Genomic DNA, 20529 nt, shown 5'->3' on the forward strand with positions numbered 1-20529 from the left:
ACTTACGGAGAAAAGCCATGAAAGCTTTGCTCGATCTATTCAAGCAAGTTCAGCAAAATGAAGTATTTGATGCCATTAAGATTGGCTTAGCCTCACCAGACAAAATTCGTTCTTGGTCGTTTGGTGAAGTTAAAAAACCTGAAACGATCAACTATCGCACCTTTAAACCGGAACGCGATGGTTTGTTCTGCGCTAAGATTTTTGGCCCGATCAAAGATTATGAATGCCTGTGTGGCAAATATAAGCGCCTAAAACACCGCGGCGTGATTTGTGAAAAATGCGGGGTTGAAGTCACGCTGACTAAAGTACGTCGTGAACGTATGGCGCATATTGAGCTTGCCTCGCCGGTTGCTCATATTTGGTTTTTGAAATCGTTACCATCGCGTTTAGGCATGGTGCTCGATATGACCTTGCGCGATATTGAGCGGGTACTTTATTTTGAAGCCTATGTGGTGATTGAGGCTGGCATGACTCCGTTGAAGCGGGGGCAGATCATGACCGAGGAAGATTATTACAGTAAGGTCGAAGAGTACGGTGATGAGTTTCGCGCCGAAATGGGTGCGGAAGGCGTGCGTGAGCTATTGCGTTCAATCGACATTGATGCGCAAGCTGAAATGCTGCGCGGCGAATTGAAAACCACGGGCTCAGAGGCGAAGTTAAAGAAATTTTCCAAACGTCTCAAAGTATTAGAAGCTTTTCAACGTTCAGGGATCAAGCCTGAATGGATGATCTTCGAAGTCTTGCCGGTTTTGCCACCTGAATTGCGGCCACTGGTGCCGCTCGATGGCGGACGCTTTGCCACTTCGGATTTGAATGATTTGTACCGTCGCGTGATTAATCGTAACAACCGGCTTAAACGCCTGCTTGAACTCAAAGCGCCTGAGATTATTGTGCGCAATGAAAAGCGGATGTTGCAAGAGTCGGTTGATTCATTGCTCGACAATGGCCGCCGTGGTAAAGCGATGACCGGGGCCAATAAGCGCCCATTGAAATCAGTTGCCGATATGCTCAAAGGTAAAGGCGGTCGTTTCCGCCAGAATCTGTTGGGTAAGCGCGTTGATTATTCCGGTCGTTCAGTGATTGTGGTTGGACCTACCCTCAAACTGCACCAATGTGGCTTACCTAAGCTGATGGCGCTTGAGCTCTTTAAACCCTTCATTTTCCATAAACTGGAAGTGATGGGGATTGCCACCACGATCAAGGCGGCTAAAAAAGAAGTTGAAAGCCAAACACCTGTAGTCTGGGATATCCTCGAAGAAGTTATTCGCGAGCACCCAGTGATGCTAAACCGTGCGCCAACCCTGCATCGGCTTGGTATTCAAGCGTTCGAACCGGTCTTAATTGAAGGTAAAGCGATTCAACTGCATCCGCTGGTCTGCGCTGCATTTAATGCTGACTTTGACGGTGACCAAATGGCCGTGCATGTGCCGCTTTCGCTTGAAGCGCAACTTGAAGCACGGACGTTGATGCTGGCGTCAAACAATATCTTGTTTCCGGCAAATGGCGAGCCGTCGATTGTGCCCTCGCAAGATATCGTGCTAGGCCTTTATTATGCAACGCGTGAACATGTCAACGCCAAAGGTGAAGGTCTAACTTTCATCAATGTCAGCGAAGCGATTCTGGCCTATGAAAACAAGCAAGTTGAATTAAGTGCGAGTGTCCACGTACGCATTGTTGAGCAGGTACCTAACCCGGATGCCGCACCTGGAGCGCCGAAGTTGGTGCCAGCGTTGACGCTTTATAAAACAACGGTTGGCCGGGCTATTTTGTCGGAAATCTTGCCGCCAGGCTTGCCATTTTCGGCAATGAATAAGCCCCTCAAAAAGAAAGAAATCTCACGCCTGATTAACCTTTCATTTCGATGCTGTGGCCTGCGTGAGACGGTAATCTTTGCTGATCAACTGATGCAGCAGGGGTTCAAGCTTGCTACGCGCGCGGGTATTTCGATTTGCGTGGACGATATGTTGGTGCCGCCGCAAAAAGAAAAAATCGTTAACGATGCCGCCCAGAAAGTGAAAGAATATGACCGGCAATATATGTCCGGCCTGGTGACTTCGCAGGAGCGTTATAACAACGTCGTTGATATTTGGTCGGCCACTTCGGAAGCCGTAGGTAAGGCGATGATGGAGCAGCTTTCAACGGAAAATGTCATCGATCGCGAAGGCAAAACAGTCAGACAAGAATCGTTCAATTCGATTTATATGATGGCCGATTCCGGTGCGCGCGGTTCGGCAGTGCAAATTCGCCAGCTGGCGGGGATGCGCGGTTTGATGGCAAAACCCGATGGCTCGATCATCGAGACGCCGATTACCGCGAATTTCCGTGAAGGGCTGAACGTATTGCAGTACTTCATCTCAACCCATGGTGCGCGTAAGGGTCTAGCTGATACCGCACTGAAGACCGCGAACTCAGGTTATTTGACGCGCCGTCTGGTCGATGTAACGCAAGATTTGGTCGTGGTTGAGGATGACTGCGGAACTTCCAATGGCGTAGCGATGAAGGCCCTGGTTGAAGGTGGGGAAGTGGTTGAAGCGCTGCGTGATAGGATTCTTGGGCGCGTAGCGGTTGCCGATGTAGTCAATCCAGAAACCCAGGAAACGGTTTATGAAACCGGCACCCTGCTGGATGAAATGGCGGTTGAAGAAATCGAACGTTTGGGCATTGATGAAGTTCGTGTGCGTACCCCGCTTGACTGCGAAACGCGCTATGGCCTATGTGCCCAATGCTATGGTCGCGATCTTGGCCGCGGTGTTCTGGTCAACACGGGTGAGGCCGTCGGTGTGATTGCGGCACAGTCGATTGGTGAGCCAGGTACCCAGCTCACAATGCGTACTTTCCACATTGGGGGCGCTGCCTCGCGCGCGGCAATTGCGTCGAGCGTAGAAGCTAAATCAAATGGTACGGTACGTTTTACTGCAGCAATGCGTTATGTGATGAACGCAAAAGGTGAAGCGATCGCTATTTCGCGTTCTGGCGAAGTCATCATTACGGATGATCATGGCCGTGAGCGTGAGCGCCATAAAGTGCCTTACGGCGCTACTCTGTTGCAGACTGATGGAGCCCAGATCAAGGCCGGCACGCAATTGGCGACGTGGGATCCTCTGACGCGTCCGATTGTTGCCGAATATGGCGGTGTGGCGAAATTTGAAAACGTCGAAGAAGGCGTGACGGTTGCCCGCCAGATTGATGATGTAACGGGTCTATCGACGCTGGTTGTGATCGATCCAAAGCGTCGTGGTTCACAAGCCGCTAAGAGCGTGCGTCCGCAAGTCAAATTGCTCGATGCAAAAGGCGCTGAAGTCAAAATCCCCGGAACTGACCATGCGGTTATGATCGGTTTTCAGGTTGGCGCTTTGATTACGGTTAAAGACGGCCAAATGGTGAAAGTGGGCGAGGTGCTAGCGCGGATCCCAACTGAATCGCAGAAAACCCGTGATATTACTGGGGGTCTGCCGCGTGTAGCTGAATTGTTTGAAGCGCGCTCACCTAAAGATGCGGGTATTCTGGCCGAAGTGACCGGTACCGTGTCATTCGGTAAAGACACTAAAGGTAAACAACGTTTAGTCATTACTGACCTTGATGGCAACCAAAACGAATTCCTGATTCCGAAAGATAAGCAGGTACTCGTGCATGATGGTCAAGTCGTGAATAAAGGCGAGATGATTGTCGACGGCCCAGCCGATCCTCATGATATCTTGCGTTTACAGGGCGTTGAGGCGCTGGCGCGCTACATCGTTGATGAAGTGCAAGATGTCTATCGTCTACAGGGCGTGAAGATCAACGACAAGCATATTGAAGTGATCGTGCGTCAGATGCTGCGTCGGGTGCAAATCACTGATGCTGGCGATACACGCTTTATCCCAGGTGAGCAGGTTGAGCGTTCCGATATGCTTAACGAAAATGACCAGATGAATGCGGACGATAAGCGCCCTGCTAATTACGATAATATCTTACTGGGTATTACTAAAGCATCGTTGTCGACGGATTCTTTCATCTCGGCTGCGTCGTTCCAAGAAACAACCCGCGTCCTAACCGAAGCGGCAATCATGGGCAAACGCGACGACTTGAGCGGTCTGAAAGAAAACGTGATTATCGGTCGCCTGATCCCAGCCGGTACGGGTCTTGCTTTTCATAAGGCACGTAAAAATAAAGAAGCCTCTGATCGCAAGCGATTCGATCAAATAGCTGAAGCTGAATCCGAAACATTTGGGTTTGGGCCACCGGCTGCTTAACACTTAATACACATAAAGTGTATATAACACGGCCCCGCACTATTCATGCGGGGCCGTTTTTTTATGTGCGCGCACATTTTGCTAAGAGGGGCGGCTAACGAAAGTCATACGGCGCGTCTGAGCTATTGCTTTTATAATTCAGGTTTTACTCCCACCTTTTATACCCGCCGTGCGGGATGCTATGTCGCGTTGTCTTGCTATTCTGAATGAAATTTTCGGCTACTCTACCTTTCGTGCTCAGCAAGAGGAGATCGTTGAACATATCGCGGCGGGCGGAGATTGCTTGGTCTTAATGCCAACCGGCGGCGGCAAATCCTTATGCTATCAAATCCCCTCACTGGTACGACGTGAAGCAGGCTTGGGTCCAGGTATCGTCGTCTCACCGTTGATCGCGCTGATGCAAGATCAGGTGGCGGCGCTAACGGAGTGTGGTGTGCGCGCCGCCTATCTGAATTCTGCCCTGTCAGGCAGCGAAGCCGCGGCTACAGAGCGAGCGCTACGCAAAGGCCAAATCGATCTGCTTTATGTTGCGCCAGAAAGGTTGATGACGCCACGTTTTCTTGATTTGCTTGAGAGTATTCAGGTTGGCCTATTTGCGATTGACGAAGCGCATTGTGTTTCACAATGGGGTCATGATTTCCGCCCGGAATACATCCAACTCAGCGTTTTACACGAACGCTTTCCAAACGTGCCACGGGTTGCACTCACGGCTACTGCGGATGAACTCACACGTGCCGAGATCATTCATCGTCTAGCGCTAGATAATGCGCGCGTCTTTATCTCGAGTTTTGACCGACCTAATATTCATTACCGAATTGTTGAAAAGAACAATGCCCGTAACCAGTTGCTTGACTTTATCCGCGCTGAGCATATGGAGCCAGACCCTAGCGCTAAAAGCGGCAGCCAACGGTGTGACGCCGGCATTATTTACTGCTTATCCCGCCGCAAGGTGGATGAGACAGCGCAGTGGCTCCAAACCCAAGGTGTGCGGGCGCTGCCATATCACGCGGGCATGGACGCTGACATGCGGCGTCGGCATCAGCAGATTTTTCAGCAAGAAGAAGGCATTGTGATGGTCGCGACGATTGCCTTCGGGATGGGCATTGATAAACCGGATGTCCGCTTTGTTGCGCATCTAGACTTACCAAAGAGTGTCGAAGGGTATTATCAAGAAACTGGCCGGGCCGGGCGCGATGGACTCCCCGCGAATGCATGGATGGCCTATGGCTTAGGCGATGTCGTGCAACAACGTAGAATGATTGAGGAATCTGAAGCGGATGACGCACATAAGCGGATTGTCACAAGCAAATTAGATGCCCTGCTGGGTTTATGTGAAACGGCGAGTTGCCGGCGCGTCCAATTGTTGGCTTACTTTGGCGAAGCCAGCAGCCCCTGCGGCAATTGTGATACCTGTCTTGAGGCACCAGCGACTTGGGATGGCACGCGCGAAGCGCAAATGGCGCTGTCTTGCGTCTACCGGGTAGAGCGCATGAGTGGTTTTTATTTTGGTGCTGGCCATCTGATCGACATTTTGCGGGGTAATTTGACTGAGCGCGTTAAACAACGTGGACACGACCAGCTTTCAACTTTCGGCATTGGCGCTACGCTCACGGAAACCCAATGGCGACCAATTTTTCGCCAACTCATCGCCTATGGCTTGTTAACGGTTGACCATAACCTGCATGGCGCGCTTACTTTAACCTCGGCCAGCCGTGCTGTGCTCAAAGGCGAACAAAAAGTGACGCTGCGGCGTGAAATCAAGTCAGCCCGTGCGCCTCATGCCCCAGTTAAACAGCGGGCAAACTTAGTCAAAGAATTATCCGCCTCTGCGCGTGAATGCTGGGAAAGGTTGCGTGCTTGGCGCAGCAAGATGGCTAAAAGCGAAGGCGTAGCTGCTTACGTTATTTTCCATGATAGCACCTTAGCTGAAATCGCTCGGCTTGTGCCTTCAACAATTAGCGAATTACGCACAGTATCGGGTGTTGGCGCTCTCAAACTGGAACGCTTTGGGACCCAGCTACTAGAAGTGGTTGCGGGTGGGGATTAAAGCATCGAGAGTAAGCCTTAGAAAATCGCATTTATTAAAAATATTATTTAAATAAATGAAATTATCATACAATTAAAATTAAAAAATTATTTGGTATATTAAAAATCATCATTTAAACTCCTAAATTAATTATTACTAAATGGGGTGAATGATGTTAAAACCAATTAATGGAGTTTCGATTCAACACATTCGATCTGCTTCTATTGCCCCTAACAGACAAGAGCCAATAACACCCCGCTCTAGTGCGGAAGCAGACTCTCCGACTGTGAATACCGCCCAGCCCAATGCGGCAGGCATTTCATATAACGAACACCCAAATTTCAACGTTGATCCACCCGGCGTAACCTTGCAGAACGGCTCTACTGTTCGGATTATTTTGAATCACGTGATAGGGCGCACGCTTTCTCAACTGAATAGCGTGATAAAAATCGCCGGGGAGCCGGCTCAACTCGTTTTCTCCAATGCTAACGGCATTGATTGTTGGGGATGTAATTTTCTCAATACCAAACATCTTGTGCTCACCACAGGCGAGCCTATTTTAAATAGTGATGGCGAGCTTCAGGCCTTTCGCGTAAAGGCAGGTCAAATTACGATCAAAAGCAACACGACACTCAAACAGTTTGAGCAAATTGACCTGATTGCGTACTCTATTAAAGTAGAGGGAGAATTGTCCGCCAATAAGATCAACATTAGCACGGGGACGCACGAAATCAATTACGCGGATACGGGTCTGCCCATGATTACATGGCCACAGGAACTCTCTATCGCAAGTAGCGAGACCCGCCAAGGTTCGCGCCGCGCGAGTCGCTTGCAATTCATCGAGACAGCTAGAGTGTGGGCTAAAGAGCATCTGAATATTCAAGCTGATACGCTAGATAATGCCAGCCATCGGATTCAATCAAACGGTAATTTAACCGTCAAAGCAGTCAGTCTTACGGGGGCGGGAACGCTTAGCGCGGCGCTTGATCTTGCCGCAAAGCTTGAAGAAGACTATACACATAAAAATCAATTGAGTGCCGGCCGTCATCTATCGATTTCGACGACTCAGCGCTTAATCAATCAAGGTACTCTACAGACTCAAGGTGACGTTACACTGGAGGCAAAAGAACTTGAGAATGAATCAAAGTCTTTGATAGACGGCGTTTACCTTACGCTCAAAGCAGGAGAGTTGCTTAGAAACTACGGCGTAATTCGAGGTGGCAGCATAGCCATCGATGCACCAAGCTTGGTTAATGATGGTACGAATAATACCGCGGAGCATCAAGCTGGAGCAATATTGGCGCATCGCCAGCTTACAATTCAAGCACAGAGTCTGCGCAACCAAGAACACGGATTAGTGCGCAGCGATGGCGAACTGACCATAGGAGGTGCCCTCGGTCCCCAACGCAAACTGACTGACTCAACACAAGTGCTGGTGAATTCCGGCTCTTCTATGATTGAGTCAAGAGCAAGACTCTCGATCCAAGTTGGTAAGTTAGACAATCAAAATGGGCACATCACAGCACATTCTGACTTTATCCTAAACAGTCAAGTCATTCTAAACCAGGAGGGGCGCATAGACGCTCAGGGGGATCAAAGCGTGTTAGATGTTTACACCGCTGCGATTAATAATACTTCCGGATGGCTGCTTCATACAGGAATGGGGCCGACTCAGATTGTGGCGCAGGTAACGATAGCGAATTTTAATACTAAAGCGATACCAGGAGCTGGCTTAATCTTTGGTAAAGGTCCGGTTACTATTCACTCCCCCAAAATAGTAAATTATGAAGGTGGAGCAATTATTTCGGATCAAATGCTCAAAATAAAAACCCCCTACTTGGGCAATCAATTGAGCACCTTATCGGCTGGCCAGAAAATAGAGATTGACACCGATAAATTACAGAATGTAGGAGGCTTGATAACTGTTGGCGAAGATGAGAAATTCAAGGCGGAGGCTTCGCATAGCGTACAAGGTCTATCCCGTCACGCTCCTGACGTAGGCGTACTTGAAGTGAATGCGCAGGAGGTTATCAACACTGCGTATACGGGTGAAAAAGCCCAAGAGAGTTTAATTCGTGTTCAGGGCAAGGTAGTGATAGAAGCACAGAAAATCTACAATGCGAATAAAAGTCAGATTTTAGGGAAGGAGGTGGATCTGAACGCAAAAGAACTCATCTCCAACGCTGCGAGCACGGTGTACGCAAGTGACAAATTTTCGCTGAAGGCTCATTCTCTTGTCAATTTAGATAAAGGGATTTTGCAAAGTGAGGGCGATTTCCATATTTCAGTGGATGATGAGTTGGGCAATCTGAAAGGGCAAATCATAGCGAGCTCAGATCTTGTTCTGAAAAGTCAGGTGCTTGACAATCAAGAAGGTCATATCGAAACCAGGGGGGATCAAAGCGTATTGGACGTGCAGGTCAACCTGATTAACAATGCCTCTGGCCGACTGCTGAATACAAGTGCAGGACAGACTCAAATTGTGGCCCGTCAGACAATCCTGAATCGCAATATGGATGCGGTAAAAGGGAGGGGATTCATTTTCGGCAAAGGCCCTGTGAGTGTCACCTCCTCTCAAATAGTCAATGACAAAGGAGGGGTCATTTTTTCGAACCAAACCCTCGAAATAAAAGCTACCGACTATGTGTACAATAAATTTGCTACCTTATCGGCCTGCCAAAAAATCGACATTAACACCAGTAGCTTAAACAACTACGCTGGAGGGCTCATTAGTGTAGGAACGGAAGAAGCAGCCAAGACGGCGACTGCGACTGGCGCCCATAGTCCGGATAACCTTACCCATCACGCGGGCGTGCTTACAGTGCATGCGAAGGAAGTGCGTAACATGCTGGATAAAGGCGAGACGCAAGGTGGTCTGATCCGTTTGCAGGGCAAGATCGAGATGGAAGCAGAAAAAATCTTCAATGGAAATAAAAGTCAGATTTTAGCGAAAAATGTGAGTTTGAATGCAAAAGAGCTTTTTTTCGACGCTGGCAGTACGGTATTTGCAAGCGATACATTGGATTTAATGGCGTACATTTTCAAAATAAAGGGCGAAGTGCAGGCGCAGAGTATTCACCTGCTAAGCGGAGTCAGTCAAGTTTGTGACACGGAGGCAAGCGCTTGGAAGAGTATTGCCAGTACACAGCCTCCTGACAAGGAAGCGCAACCTAGCCAAAGCGGGCTGACTGTATTCCAACAGGCCAAGATGTATGCAAGCGGCAACCTATCGATTTCGAGTTCGGGTAGCTTACTGAATCAAGGGGAGTTAAAAATAGAGGGCGATATTTCGCTTAAGGCGAGATCCCTAGAGAATCAAGCAAGCGCTTTGATCGACGGACGATTTTTGACGCTAATCCTACACGATCAGCTTAGAAATGATGGAGTAATCCAAGGCAGCACTGTAGTTATCAGTGCGCAGAGCCTAGTCAATGATGGTAGCGAGGATACCGACGCGCATCAAGCAGGGGTCATCATGGCGCGCCGCCAGCTTGCCATCGGCGCACAGACCCTACACAACCAAGAACATGGCTTGGTGCATAGCGATGGCGAATTGACGATAGGGGGCTCCCTCAATGCTCAGCACAAAGTAGAAGGTTCAGCACAGACTCTAAACAACACCACGTCTGCCACCATTGCGTCAAGAAATAAGCTATTGATCCAAGCCGATCATTTGGACAATCAAAATGGGCAAATCACAACGAGTGCGGATCTTATTCTGAGGAGTAAAAATCTTGATAATACGCAGGGCCATATAGAAGCCAATGGCGATCAAAGCGTATTAGATATACAGGTCAACATGATTGACAATACCGCAGGCCGGCTGCTCCATACTGGCACAGGACAGGCTCAGATTGTGGCCCACTACGCAATAATGAATGGCGATGATGAAGGTGAAGGTGAAAAAGGAGCAGGTTTAATCTTTGCTCAAGGCCTTCTTTCTGTCACCTCACCTAAAATAGCGAATATTGAAGGTGGGAAAATTCTTTCGAATCAAGCGCTCAAAATAAAAGCCTCCTCTTTTTTAAGTAATCAAGCTGGCACGTTATCGGCCAGCCAAAAAATCGAGATTGACACCATCGGCTTAAATAACCTTAAAGGAAAAATCATTGTAGGGTCGGATGAGGCACACCCGTCGCAACCCACCCATCACGCTAACTTGCTTGAAGTGCATGCGAAGAAAGTGTTAAACCATGATGAAGGTCAGATCATCAACACCGGTATAGGTGAAATAAAGATTTTCTCGGATGCCATCAAAAATGGCGAGAGTATAGATCCAGAAACACAAGGCGGCCTGATCAGTGCTCAAGGCGGAGTCATGCTGGAGGCGCAAGGTATCTTCAATGGGGCTAACAGTCAGATTTCAGGGAAGAATGTCAATCTGCAAGCAGAACAATCCCTCGCCAACCTCAACGGTACAGTGTCTGCAAGCGATAGATTATCGCTGAAAAGTAAAATTTTTTTGAATTGTATAGAAGGGGTCTTACAAAGTGATGGAGATCTCCATGTTTCAGTAAATCGTTTAATCAACGATGGTATTTTGCACGGCAAGGGTCAAGTCTTGATCGAGGGTGACCAGATAGAGAATAATAAACAGGGATGGAACGACAATTACAAAACTATGCAGCCTCCTCAAAGGCACGTGTTGAAACCAGGCTCGGCTTTGATTGTTGGCGATACGGTTTCAATCGGCGCGCATGATCGGCTCAACTCTATGTTGCTTAACATGGCTGGTGTGATCTTCGCGCAAAACAGTCTTAAAATCGGTGTTAAGGAAGTTCAAAACTTAGAGCGCGGCGTGCTCTATAGCGGCGGTAGTTTAGCCATTGGCGGTGAGTTGGATGCTCAGTCCACAGCGCAGGGCAGCAGTGAACGCATCCTCAATAATGGATCAACGATTGATGCGGTAGGCGATCTCTCGATCCATTCAGAAAATCTAATCAATCGGAATTCAAGGTTCGAGACCCAGCAGAGGCTGATCGAAGAGCGGGAGATACACGAATGTCATGATCAGCATACCAACCAACGCTACGATGGATCTCAAATCGGATGGCATGGTGACGTAGGGGGCCTTTACCGAGTGCGCCACTCCGGTACAGAAGTGTTTTGTTTTACTAACTATAACTTTACCCGTCGTGTGTCAACGACCGTGGCCACGCACAGCGAACCCGGTAAAATTCAAGCGGGTGGGGCAATCCGCTTATCGGGAGTGGTCATTAATGATAAAAGCCGGATTATTGCAGGGGGAGCGCTCAGTGACCTCGAAGGTGGACCAGCTCAGATTGATAACCGTGATGTCAACGGTCAGCGTGTCACGACCGATCAGGGAACATCGCAATGGTCAGACAGAGACTGGCATGGTGGAATGTTCAGTCGGGGCTGGACTCGTGATTGGAGCGGGCATGTACCCTACCATCCAGCTCCGGTGATAGAACACCACAATCTGAATGTAGCCGTCTATCAACAACACACCGCGGTTGACCATCAAGCGCCCTCTACAGCGCTAGTGCTGAGCACCTCTGCCCTAACACGCAGCAGCCCTTTCTTAAATAGTGGTTTACAGCACTTTCAGTTCGATCCTGATCGACCGTATCTAATTCAAACCGATCCCCGTTTTACGCGTAACAGCGATACCGTTTCTAGCAATTTTTTGCTGAATTTACTCAATCTCGACCCCCAACGCGTGCCCAAGCGCTTAGGAGATGGCTTTTATGAACAGCAACTGATTCGCGATCAGATCATTGGCTTGACGGGTCACTACTATCTATCCGGCTATCGAAACCCAATTGCTGAATTCAAAGCTTTAATGCATAGAGGCGCAAACTGGGCCAAGCAACACCATCTGACCCTCGGCATGGAGCCCACGCCGCAGCAAATTGCCGCTTTAAGCGCGAGCCCAGTCTGGCTGGTGAATCAAAGCGTCAAATTACCCGATGGCTCAGAACAGACGGTCCTGACACCCAAAGTCTATCTGGCTAACAGAGATGCCAGTCCAGTTCCGCTGGGCGGCTCGCTGATTTCAGCTAACGCCATTGAACTGCACAGCGATCATCCACTCAAAAATGCCGGCACGATGCTCAGCCGCGGCAAGATGGATCTCACCGCACACAATATTGATAACCAGCGCGGCGCAATCGTCAGCTTGGACACCCTATCGATGCAGGCGAGCCATAACATCGATAGTCGCGCTGGCCAGTTGATTGCCGTCAAAAAAATGACTTTAAAAGCCGGACAGGATCTCCATCTGCAGAGCCAAACCCATACGACCCATGCCATCAGCGGCAGCCAGACGGCGCTAGATGGTGTCACCCAAATCCAAGCTGAGCAGTTGGAAGCGTATGCCGAGTCGGATATTCATTTGGCCGCGACTCAAATCAAGGTGGCTGAAAACGCCCGTTTAAAAGCCAAAGGTGACCTCACACTAGGGACGGCCACTGTAGGTGCTCAACGCCAATTAGCCTGGGATGAACGCAATTACTTAAGCCTAAGCAGAAAAACAGAAATCGGCACGCAAATTGAAACGGGCGGCTCACTTGAACTTAAGGCGGGTCGGGATCTCCATGCGGCTGGCGCTTATGTGAATGCTGGAAAAGAACTTTCTGTCAAAGCGGATCGAGATATTAACGTGGAGGCAGCCTATGAAGAGACGGATTTTAAGGAATCTCATTATCATGAATCGAGCAATGCATTTTCTTCTTCGAGTGAATTAACGCAAAACAAACTGTATAAAAAACAAGCATTGAGCAGTACCTTATCCGGGGGCACGGTACAGCTAGAAGCCGGACATGACCTGAATATCATGGGCTCAAACGTGATTGGGATGCACGATGTGGATCTCCATGCGGCCAACAATATCAAGCAAAAAGCGGTCGAGCAGGCTGAGAGAGGCCAGCACTATTCCGTTAAAGAACGCTCAGGCTTATTAGATAGCGGGAAATTCGGGGTGACGGTGGGCACACGGACACAAAAAGACACTCAAGAAAATGAGCACACGCCCCAGATTGGTTCGGTGATAGGCAGCGTATCTGGCCATGTTAGAGCCATTGCGGGTCATGAATACGAGCAAAGCGGCAGTCAGCTGGTTGTGCCGACAGGCGATATCCAGATTCAAGCTGGCAAGGCCAAGATCGATGCGACTTATGAAGAGAGCCGGGTCTGGCAGCGCAGTGAGTGGCAGCAATCGGGTTTGACGGTTTCGGTCAGTGCGCCCGTGCTTGCAGTGGCACAAACGAGTCAGCAGATGTTGCAGGCCAGTACCCAGGTCAGTGATCCACGGATGCAGGCGTTAGCGGCAGGCGCGGGTGCACTGGCGATGAAAAACGCCTACGATGCGATCCAGGCGGATCCCAAAGCGGTGGGTGGCGCGACAGTGAGCGTCATGATTGGCGAAGATCGTTGTGAAACAGAGCAGACGCAACTGAGCAAGACGGCGCTGAACAGCACACTGGCGGCAGGTGGGAATATATCGATCCAGGTCAGTGGCTTAGGAGAAGAGTCCACGCTGGATCTGATTGGCGCTCGCATAGAAGCCAAACAGGATATTACGCTTAACGTAGAAGGTCGACTGAATGTGGAAGCTGCGCCGAATAGCTTGATTGAGCAGAGTCAGCAGCAGAGCCGGAGTTTTGCCGTGGGGATGGCGGCAACGCTTGGCCGCCAGAATTCAGTGGGGGCCTCGCTGGCGGTGAGTGTTGGGCATGGCCATGCAGATGGAGCGCAACTCAGCTATACGCCAACCTTGATCCAAGCGGGTGGCAAGCTGACGCTCAATGCACAAAGCGATGTGCGCCTAAAAGACGCGCAGATAGCTGGAGAGCAGGTCAAAGCGCAGATTGATGGGGATCTTGAAATAGAAAGTGTGCAAAACACGGCGACTTACCATAGCCACTCTCAAAATATCAGCGGCAGCGTAACAGTAGGTCCAGTCTCAGCGGCCAGCCTGCATTTCTCGCAACGTAGGATGGACAGTCATTATCTGAGCGTCGCGGAACAGGCGGGGATTCAGGCGGGAGAGGGAGGCTTTCAGATAACCGTTAAGGGTGATACGAAGCTTGTCGGTGGCGTGATTGCAGGGGCTGAACAGGCAGTGCGGGAAGGGAGGAACACCCTGATGACAGGAACCTTGCAACAGACTGATCTGACGAATCAAGCGAGCTATGCTGCAAGCAGTATCAGTTTAGGTGTAGGGTACAGTCAAAGTGGCAAAGGGGTGGGCTCGAAGCAATCAGGAGAAGTGACAACGCCTGCTCATAGCGGCAATCAGCTGGCGAGCCGGGGTGGCATGAGCGCTGCGATACCGATTGTGATGAGTGCTTCGGGTCAGGCGCAGTCCACAACCCGCAGTGTGATTAGCGGTGCGGAGATTGTGATTACGGATGAGGCCCGGCAAATGGAACTGACGGGTCAAAGTGCGGCAGAGACAATTGCAGACATAAACCGTCATCCGGCACAGAGTCATCAGGCGTTAGCGCCGATTTTTAACCGTACTGAGATTGAGGCTAGCTTTGATATCGTCAATGCATTAGGTCGGGAAGCGGGGACCTTTATCGTCAATAGAGCTAGGGAAGCGGATCATAAGCTTGAGCGAGCCAAAAATATAGAGACGCAGGCTAATGATGAACTTATGCCTGTAGCGCAGCGGCAAGAATTGCTGGCAGCGGCGGCTGAGTTACGTGCGCAGGCACAGACCTTGAATAAGCAATGGGGAGCAGGAGGCACCTACCGTCGCATCGTCACTGCGCTGACGGCAGCGGCATCGGGCAATGTGATTGGGACGACCGCGCAATTCACCCAGGCAGCAGCGCTCAACTACTTGCAAAGCCTGGGTGCCGAAAAAATCAAGTATATTGCAGATAGCTTGCATGATGAAACGGTGCGTGCTGCCTTGCATGGAGCATTAGCTTATGGCGGCGCAGTCGCACGGGGGCAATCGGGTGGCTCAGCGGCCTTGGGCGCGAGTGCAAGTGTATTGGTGAATACTCTGCTAGGTCCTGTAGAAGGCGTGTCTGAAGAGGAGAAAGACGCGCGTAAGAATATAGTCACCAGCCTAGTGGCGGGGCTTGCGGATGCAGGAGGGGTTGATGCGACATCCGCGCAGCATGCGGCGCAGATTGAAACAGAAAATAATGCCATGGTGCTGGCAGCACCGTTATTGGTAACCCCACCTGGACTCGCTTTATTAGGCTTATTAGGCGCAGTGGCTGCAGGTGCGGTGGTGACGAAAGGAGCCATGGATTTTTATGAAGAGTATAAAAAGCGGGCAAACAATACCGAGCAGCCTGGAGAGGACGGTAATCAGTTAGTGCAACCGGCTCCGCCGCCGATGATAACGCTGATAGAACCAGAGCAGCCGCCCCATCTTCCCGGCATGGCATGGCATCAGGACGAAGAAGTGCGGCTTGAAGGCATGCCTAATCAATCTGGGGAGCATATCGTTCAGCCTTTGGCGAGGCCAAGAGAGGTTCAATCAGCAGGTAATGTGATGGAGAGGCCGATTGCCGAAGGGTTGGATATATTTGACACGGTTATTTTCAGTAAGGGGGCGAAAGCCAATAGAGATAAGAATTATGTGCCGAATGCAGGTTCTGTGGATAATATGGAGCAGTTTTTTAATGGAACAGAGTTTGGTAAGGAAGTAAAGCGCGTGACTATTCCTACTAACGAGTTCTATCATGGAGAAAGGATATACAAAGCAACTGAAGGAATTGGAGTCGAAATAAAAGATGGTGATTTGATGTATTTAGATAAGCAGCATAAAAATCATTTGGAGGTATATTCTGGGAATAGAGTTTCTAGAAACGTTTTAAATCTTGATGGAACAATTAATGTTGTTAAAACTAACAAAGCACAGGGCAGAAGATTAGTGAAATAAAGGGAAAGTAATGTTGGATTTTAATAGGTTTAAAGCACGTTTAATGGAATTTCTTCAATCTCATGGTTTGACATATTCTGATCTGAAGACTACGCATAAAAGAACTGGATATGCATCGTATATTGATTGGAGAGCTGACTATAACAAATCTTTTAAGACAGATTTTGAAAAATTAGAGAGAGCGATCGAACTGTATAACAAAGCCTTATCAAAAAAAGATATGCTGGCAGCTAAGGCAAGCTTTGTGTATGCCTATGTAAGAATGGGATCATTGGCAAGTAGTCCATTCGATGCAATTTCACACGATTTAACAAGGGTGCTTAACAATAAAAGTTTCAATTGGCCTTCTTTTAAAAAAGGTTACACTATTCCAAGCAAATATTTCTGTAAAGAAAAAAATGAAATTGCTCAAGAAGGATTAATAGATTTGAATATAATTAGAAATATCTTGATGGATCTAGTTCGGTCTCATGGCGTGGAGGGTGAGGAATTAGAGCGCATGGATAAACGAACGAGGAATTTAATATGGGGCATCAACCTAAAAAGTGACTTTAATCAATTTTTCAATGAGAAGCTGTTAGCTTTGCAGATTGCCTTTGATGCATATGAAAAAGCATCTATACAAGAGGACTGGCGAGCAGTTCGAGCAATCCTTGAGAGAATTAGGTTAGTAAATTTTCAGCTTTATAATTTTGCTAGTGCAATTAGAAAAGCCCTAGTAAATGCCTGCTCAGATGAACGCTTTTGGCCCGATTTCCCGGAAGATTATAAAGTGCCGGCGCATTATAAATTTAGAGAATGAGCTAGGTGTAGAGTTATGATGAGGCCCGCGTTGAGTAAGCAAAGCGAGCCTCCTTGGGCGACATCTCAAAATCAATTGTCTTGTAGAGCGGCAGAACTGCGCGCATAAGCGCTGAATGAGTCATTGGGACCAGGAGGCCTAGAAATGGCGAAGGGGGAGAGATTCGAGTCAATGCGGCTAAGCTAGCATTGCGGTTAGCGCATCGATGCCGACTTCCACGGCCCCGCCACATTCCCTATTGACTACACTCAAGCTTAGGCCTTATTATACGGGGTTCCGGTTTTCTAGGCCATTTGCCTGCTTTGTTCATTGAGCCCGGATCATTTTTTGCAGGATTACATAATGCCAACTACTAATCAGCTGGTTCGTAAAGGTCGCGTCTCGGCTCAATTGAAGAGCAAGAGCCCGGCTTTAGAGAACAGCCCACAGCGGCGCGGTGTGTGCACTCGGGTGTACACCACGACGCCGAAGAAACCAAATTCAGCGCTACGTAAAGTAGCTAAAGTGCGTTTAACGAACGGCTTTGAGGTGATTCCTTATATCGGCGGTGAAGGCCATAATCTGCAAGAGCACTCGGTGGTGCTGATTCGCGGTGGCCGGGTTAAGGATTTGCCTGGTGTACGTTATCACATTGTGCGTGGTTCACTTGATACGCAAGGCGTGAAAGATCGTAAGCAAGCACGCTCGAAATACGGTGCAAAGCGCGCGAAAAAAGCGTAATCTAAGAACTGCTCCATCGTTGTTGGAGTGGTTGAAATAGTTTTGAGAGCGGTAGCATCAGGTTAATGGTGGCTATCGAGTAAGCGGACACTCGACGTTATTTAGAAAAATTATTTTTAATTAACGTAGTTGGTGGCCGAGGGGATTTACCCCAGCTGAAACAGTAAAGGAAAAGAAATGCCACGTCGTCGTGAAGTCCCCAAACGGGAAATACTGCCAGATCCTAAATTTGGCAATGTAGAAGTCGCAAAATTCATGAATGTGCTGATGTTGTCTGGCAAGAAGTCTGTTGCCGAGCGTATTGTCTATGGCGCGTTCAAACACGTTCAAGATAAAAACGGCAAAGAGCCTTTAGAATTATTTAACGGCGCACTGAATAACGTTAAACCAGTGGTTGAAGTTAAAGGGCGTCGCGTCGGTGGTGCAAACTACCAGGTGCCAGTTGAAGTGCGGCCAGCACGTCGCGCAGCGCTAGCCATGCGTTGGTTGTGCGATGCAGCGAAAAAGCGCAGTGAAAAATCCATGGCGTTACGTTTAGCTGCTGAATTGCTCGAGGCTTTCGAGGGCCGTGGCGGCGCCATGAAAAAGCGCGATGAAGTGCACCGGATGGCAGAAGCTAATAAAGCATTTTCGCATTTCCGTTTTTAAGTATAGCTAAACCGTTTACGGTTTAGTCTAAATGATCAATCATCAAAAGCCGCATGCTTCTCCCGTGGCTCATTAAAACAGAGGTTTAAAGTGGCTCGCAAGACACCTATCGAGCGCTATCGCAATATTGGCATTAGCGCCCACATTGACGCCGGTAAAACAACGACTACTGAGCGCATTCTGTTTTACACGGGCGTCAACCATAAAATCGGTGAAGTGCATGATGGCGCTGCAACGATGGATTGGATGGAACAAGAGCAAGAGCGCGGCATCACCATTACATCGGCGGCAACCACAGCCTTCTGGAAAGGCATGGCGGGTAATTATCCCGAGCACCGTATTAATATCATCGATACGCCAGGACACGTCGACTTCACGATTGAAGTTGAGCGTTCAATGCGCGTGTTGGATGGCGCCTGCATGGTGTATTGTGCCGTCGGTGGCGTTCAGCCCCAATCTGAAACAGTTTGGCGGCAGGCCAATAAATACGGCGTGCCGCGGCTGGCGTTTGTCAACAAGATGGACCGCACGGGGGCTAATTTCTTTAAAGTGCACGATCAAATGCGTGCTCGCTTGAAAGCGAACCCGATTCCAATCCAGGTGCCAATTGGCGCGGAAGAAAATTTCAAAGGCGTGATTGATCTCGTCAAAATGAAGGCGATCGTCTGGGAGGACGCGAGTCAGGGTATTAAATTTGAATACCAAGAGATTCCTGCTGACCTCGCTGACCTGGCTCAAGAATGGCACGAAAAGATGGTCGAAGCGGCAGCTGAGTCATCTGAAGTACTGATGGATAAATACCTCAATGGTGAAACCTTGAGCGAAGAAGAAATCATGGCTGCGCTACGTGCTCGCACGATTGCCGGTGAGATCGTCCCAATGTTGTGCGGTTCTGCCTTTAAGAATAAGGGTGTGCAGGCAATGTTGGATGCCGTGGTTGATTATATGCCGTCGCCAGTCGATATCCCGCCTGTTCAGGGTGAGCTTGAAGAGGGTGGCACAACGGAGCGTCGTGCTGCGGATGATGAGAAATTCTCCGCGCTGGCGTTTAAAATCATGACCGATCCTTTTGTGGGTCAGTTGATTTTCTTCCGTGTCTACTCTGGTGTGGTGAATTCGGGTGATAGCATTTACAACCCAATCAAAGGTAAGAAAGAGCGCCTTGGTCGGATTTTGCAAATGCATGCGAACCAACGTGAAGAAATTAGGGAAGTGCGTGCTGGCGATATCGCGGCGGCAGTGGGTTTGAAAGAAGCCACCACGGGCGATACGTTGTGCGATCCTAGTCAGATCATTCTGCTTGAACGCATGGTGTTCCCTGAGCCGGTGATTTCGCAGGCAGTGGAGCCTAAAACTAAGGTTGATCAAGAAAAAATGGGGCTTGCGCTCAATCGTCTGGCACAAGAAGATCCATCTTTTCGTGTGCAGACGGATGAAGAGTCGAGCCAGACCATTATTTCGGGTATGGGTGAGTTGCATTTGGAGATTTTGGTTGACCGGATGCGGCGTGAATTTGGCGTTGAAGCAACGGTGGGTAAGCCTCAAGTTGCTTATCGCGAGACGATTCGTGCGGCCTGTAATGAAGTTGAAGGCAAATTCGTCAAACAGTCTGGTGGCCGTGGTCAGTATGGTCATGTGGTGTTGAAGTTGGAGCCCCAAGAACAGGGTAAAGGCTATGAATTTGTCGACGCCATCAAGGGTGGTGTTGTGCCTCGTGAATATATTCCAGCGGTTGACAAAGGTATTCAAGAAACGCTCAAGGCAGGGGTCTTGGCGGGGTATCCGGTCGTAGATGTCAAGGTCACATTGTTTTTTGGTTCATACCATGACGTAGACTCGAATGAAAATGCCTTCAAAATGGCTGGTTCGATGGCGTTTAAAGAGGGTATGCGACGCGCCAGTCCTACTCTGCTTGAGCCGATGATGGCAGTTGAAGTCGAAACCCCTGAAGAATTTATGGGTAACGTAATGGGCGATCTATCGTCACGCCGTGGGATTGTTCAGGGCATGGAAGATATGATTGGCGGCGGTAAGGTTGTGCGTGCTGAAGTTCCGCTTGCAGAAATGTTTGGTTACTCTACTTCGCTGCGCTCGCTGACCCAAGGCCGTGCTACCTATACGATGGAATTTAAGCATTATTCTGACGCTCCGCGCAATGTTGCGGAAGCAGTGATGAGTGCCAGAGGTAAGTAATAATTTAATCCGGCGGCGTGAGCCGCCTCGCTCTTTA

7 protein-coding genes are annotated in these 20529 nt (G+C 49.2%); all 7 read left to right on the top strand.

Translation table 11 applies throughout. From position 1 onward, the window contains the following. Positions 1-17 precede the first annotated feature (17 nt). Positions 18-4232, top strand: coding sequence for a DNA-directed RNA polymerase subunit beta' (rpoC, locus tag NQD60_RS01070; protein WP_257100721.1), 4215 nt, complete (start codon positions 18-20; stop codon positions 4230-4232). A gap of 181 nt (positions 4233-4413) precedes the next feature. Then, entirely contained in the window at positions 4414-6279 is a 1866-nt protein-coding gene (gene recQ, locus NQD60_RS01075; protein WP_257100722.1) for a DNA helicase RecQ, read from the top strand. Between the two features lie 265 nt (positions 6280-6544). Then, positions 6545-16129 (top strand): hemagglutinin repeat-containing protein, encoded by a 9585-nt coding sequence (locus NQD60_RS01080; protein WP_306438074.1) that lies wholly within the window; start codon positions 6545-6547, stop codon positions 16127-16129. 10 nt (positions 16130-16139) lie between these two features. Next, positions 16140-16931, top strand: a complete 792-nt coding sequence (locus NQD60_RS01085) for a hypothetical protein (RefSeq protein WP_257100723.1) — start codon at positions 16140-16142, stop codon at positions 16929-16931. A gap of 342 nt (positions 16932-17273) precedes the next feature. Next, a complete protein-coding gene (gene rpsL, locus NQD60_RS01090) occupies positions 17274-17651 on the top strand; it encodes a 30S ribosomal protein S12 (protein WP_223693277.1) in 378 nt (125 codons plus the stop codon). Between the two features lie 177 nt (positions 17652-17828). Then, the gene (rpsG, locus tag NQD60_RS01095) at positions 17829-18299 is read left to right on the top strand and encodes a 30S ribosomal protein S7 (RefSeq protein ID WP_223693280.1); all 471 of its coding nucleotides are present in this window, start codon (positions 17829-17831) and stop codon (positions 18297-18299) included. Positions 18300-18389: 90 nt separating this feature from the next. Then, positions 18390-20492, top strand: coding sequence for an elongation factor G (fusA, locus tag NQD60_RS01100; protein WP_257100724.1), 2103 nt, complete (start codon positions 18390-18392; stop codon positions 20490-20492). Positions 20493-20529 lie beyond the last annotated feature (37 nt).

This window comes from Mycoavidus sp. SF9855, from assembly GCF_024582735.1.
Classification (GTDB): domain Bacteria; phylum Pseudomonadota; class Gammaproteobacteria; order Burkholderiales; family Burkholderiaceae; genus Mycoavidus.

What these genes read in the sequence shown, in the direction of transcription:
- rpsG (WP_223693280.1), top strand. Translation starts at nt 17,829, where the DNA reads ATGCCACGTCGTCGTGAAGTCCCCAAACGGGAAATACTGCCAGATCCT.
- recQ (WP_257100722.1), top strand. Translation starts at nt 4,414, where the DNA reads ATGTCGCGTTGTCTTGCTATTCTGAATGAAATTTTCGGCTACTCTACC.
- rpsL (WP_223693277.1), top strand. Translation starts at nt 17,274, where the DNA reads ATGCCAACTACTAATCAGCTGGTTCGTAAAGGTCGCGTCTCGGCTCAA.
- rpoC (WP_257100721.1), top strand. Translation starts at nt 18, where the DNA reads ATGAAAGCTTTGCTCGATCTATTCAAGCAAGTTCAGCAAAATGAAGTA.
- NQD60_RS01085 (WP_257100723.1), top strand. Translation starts at nt 16,140, where the DNA reads ATGTTGGATTTTAATAGGTTTAAAGCACGTTTAATGGAATTTCTTCAA.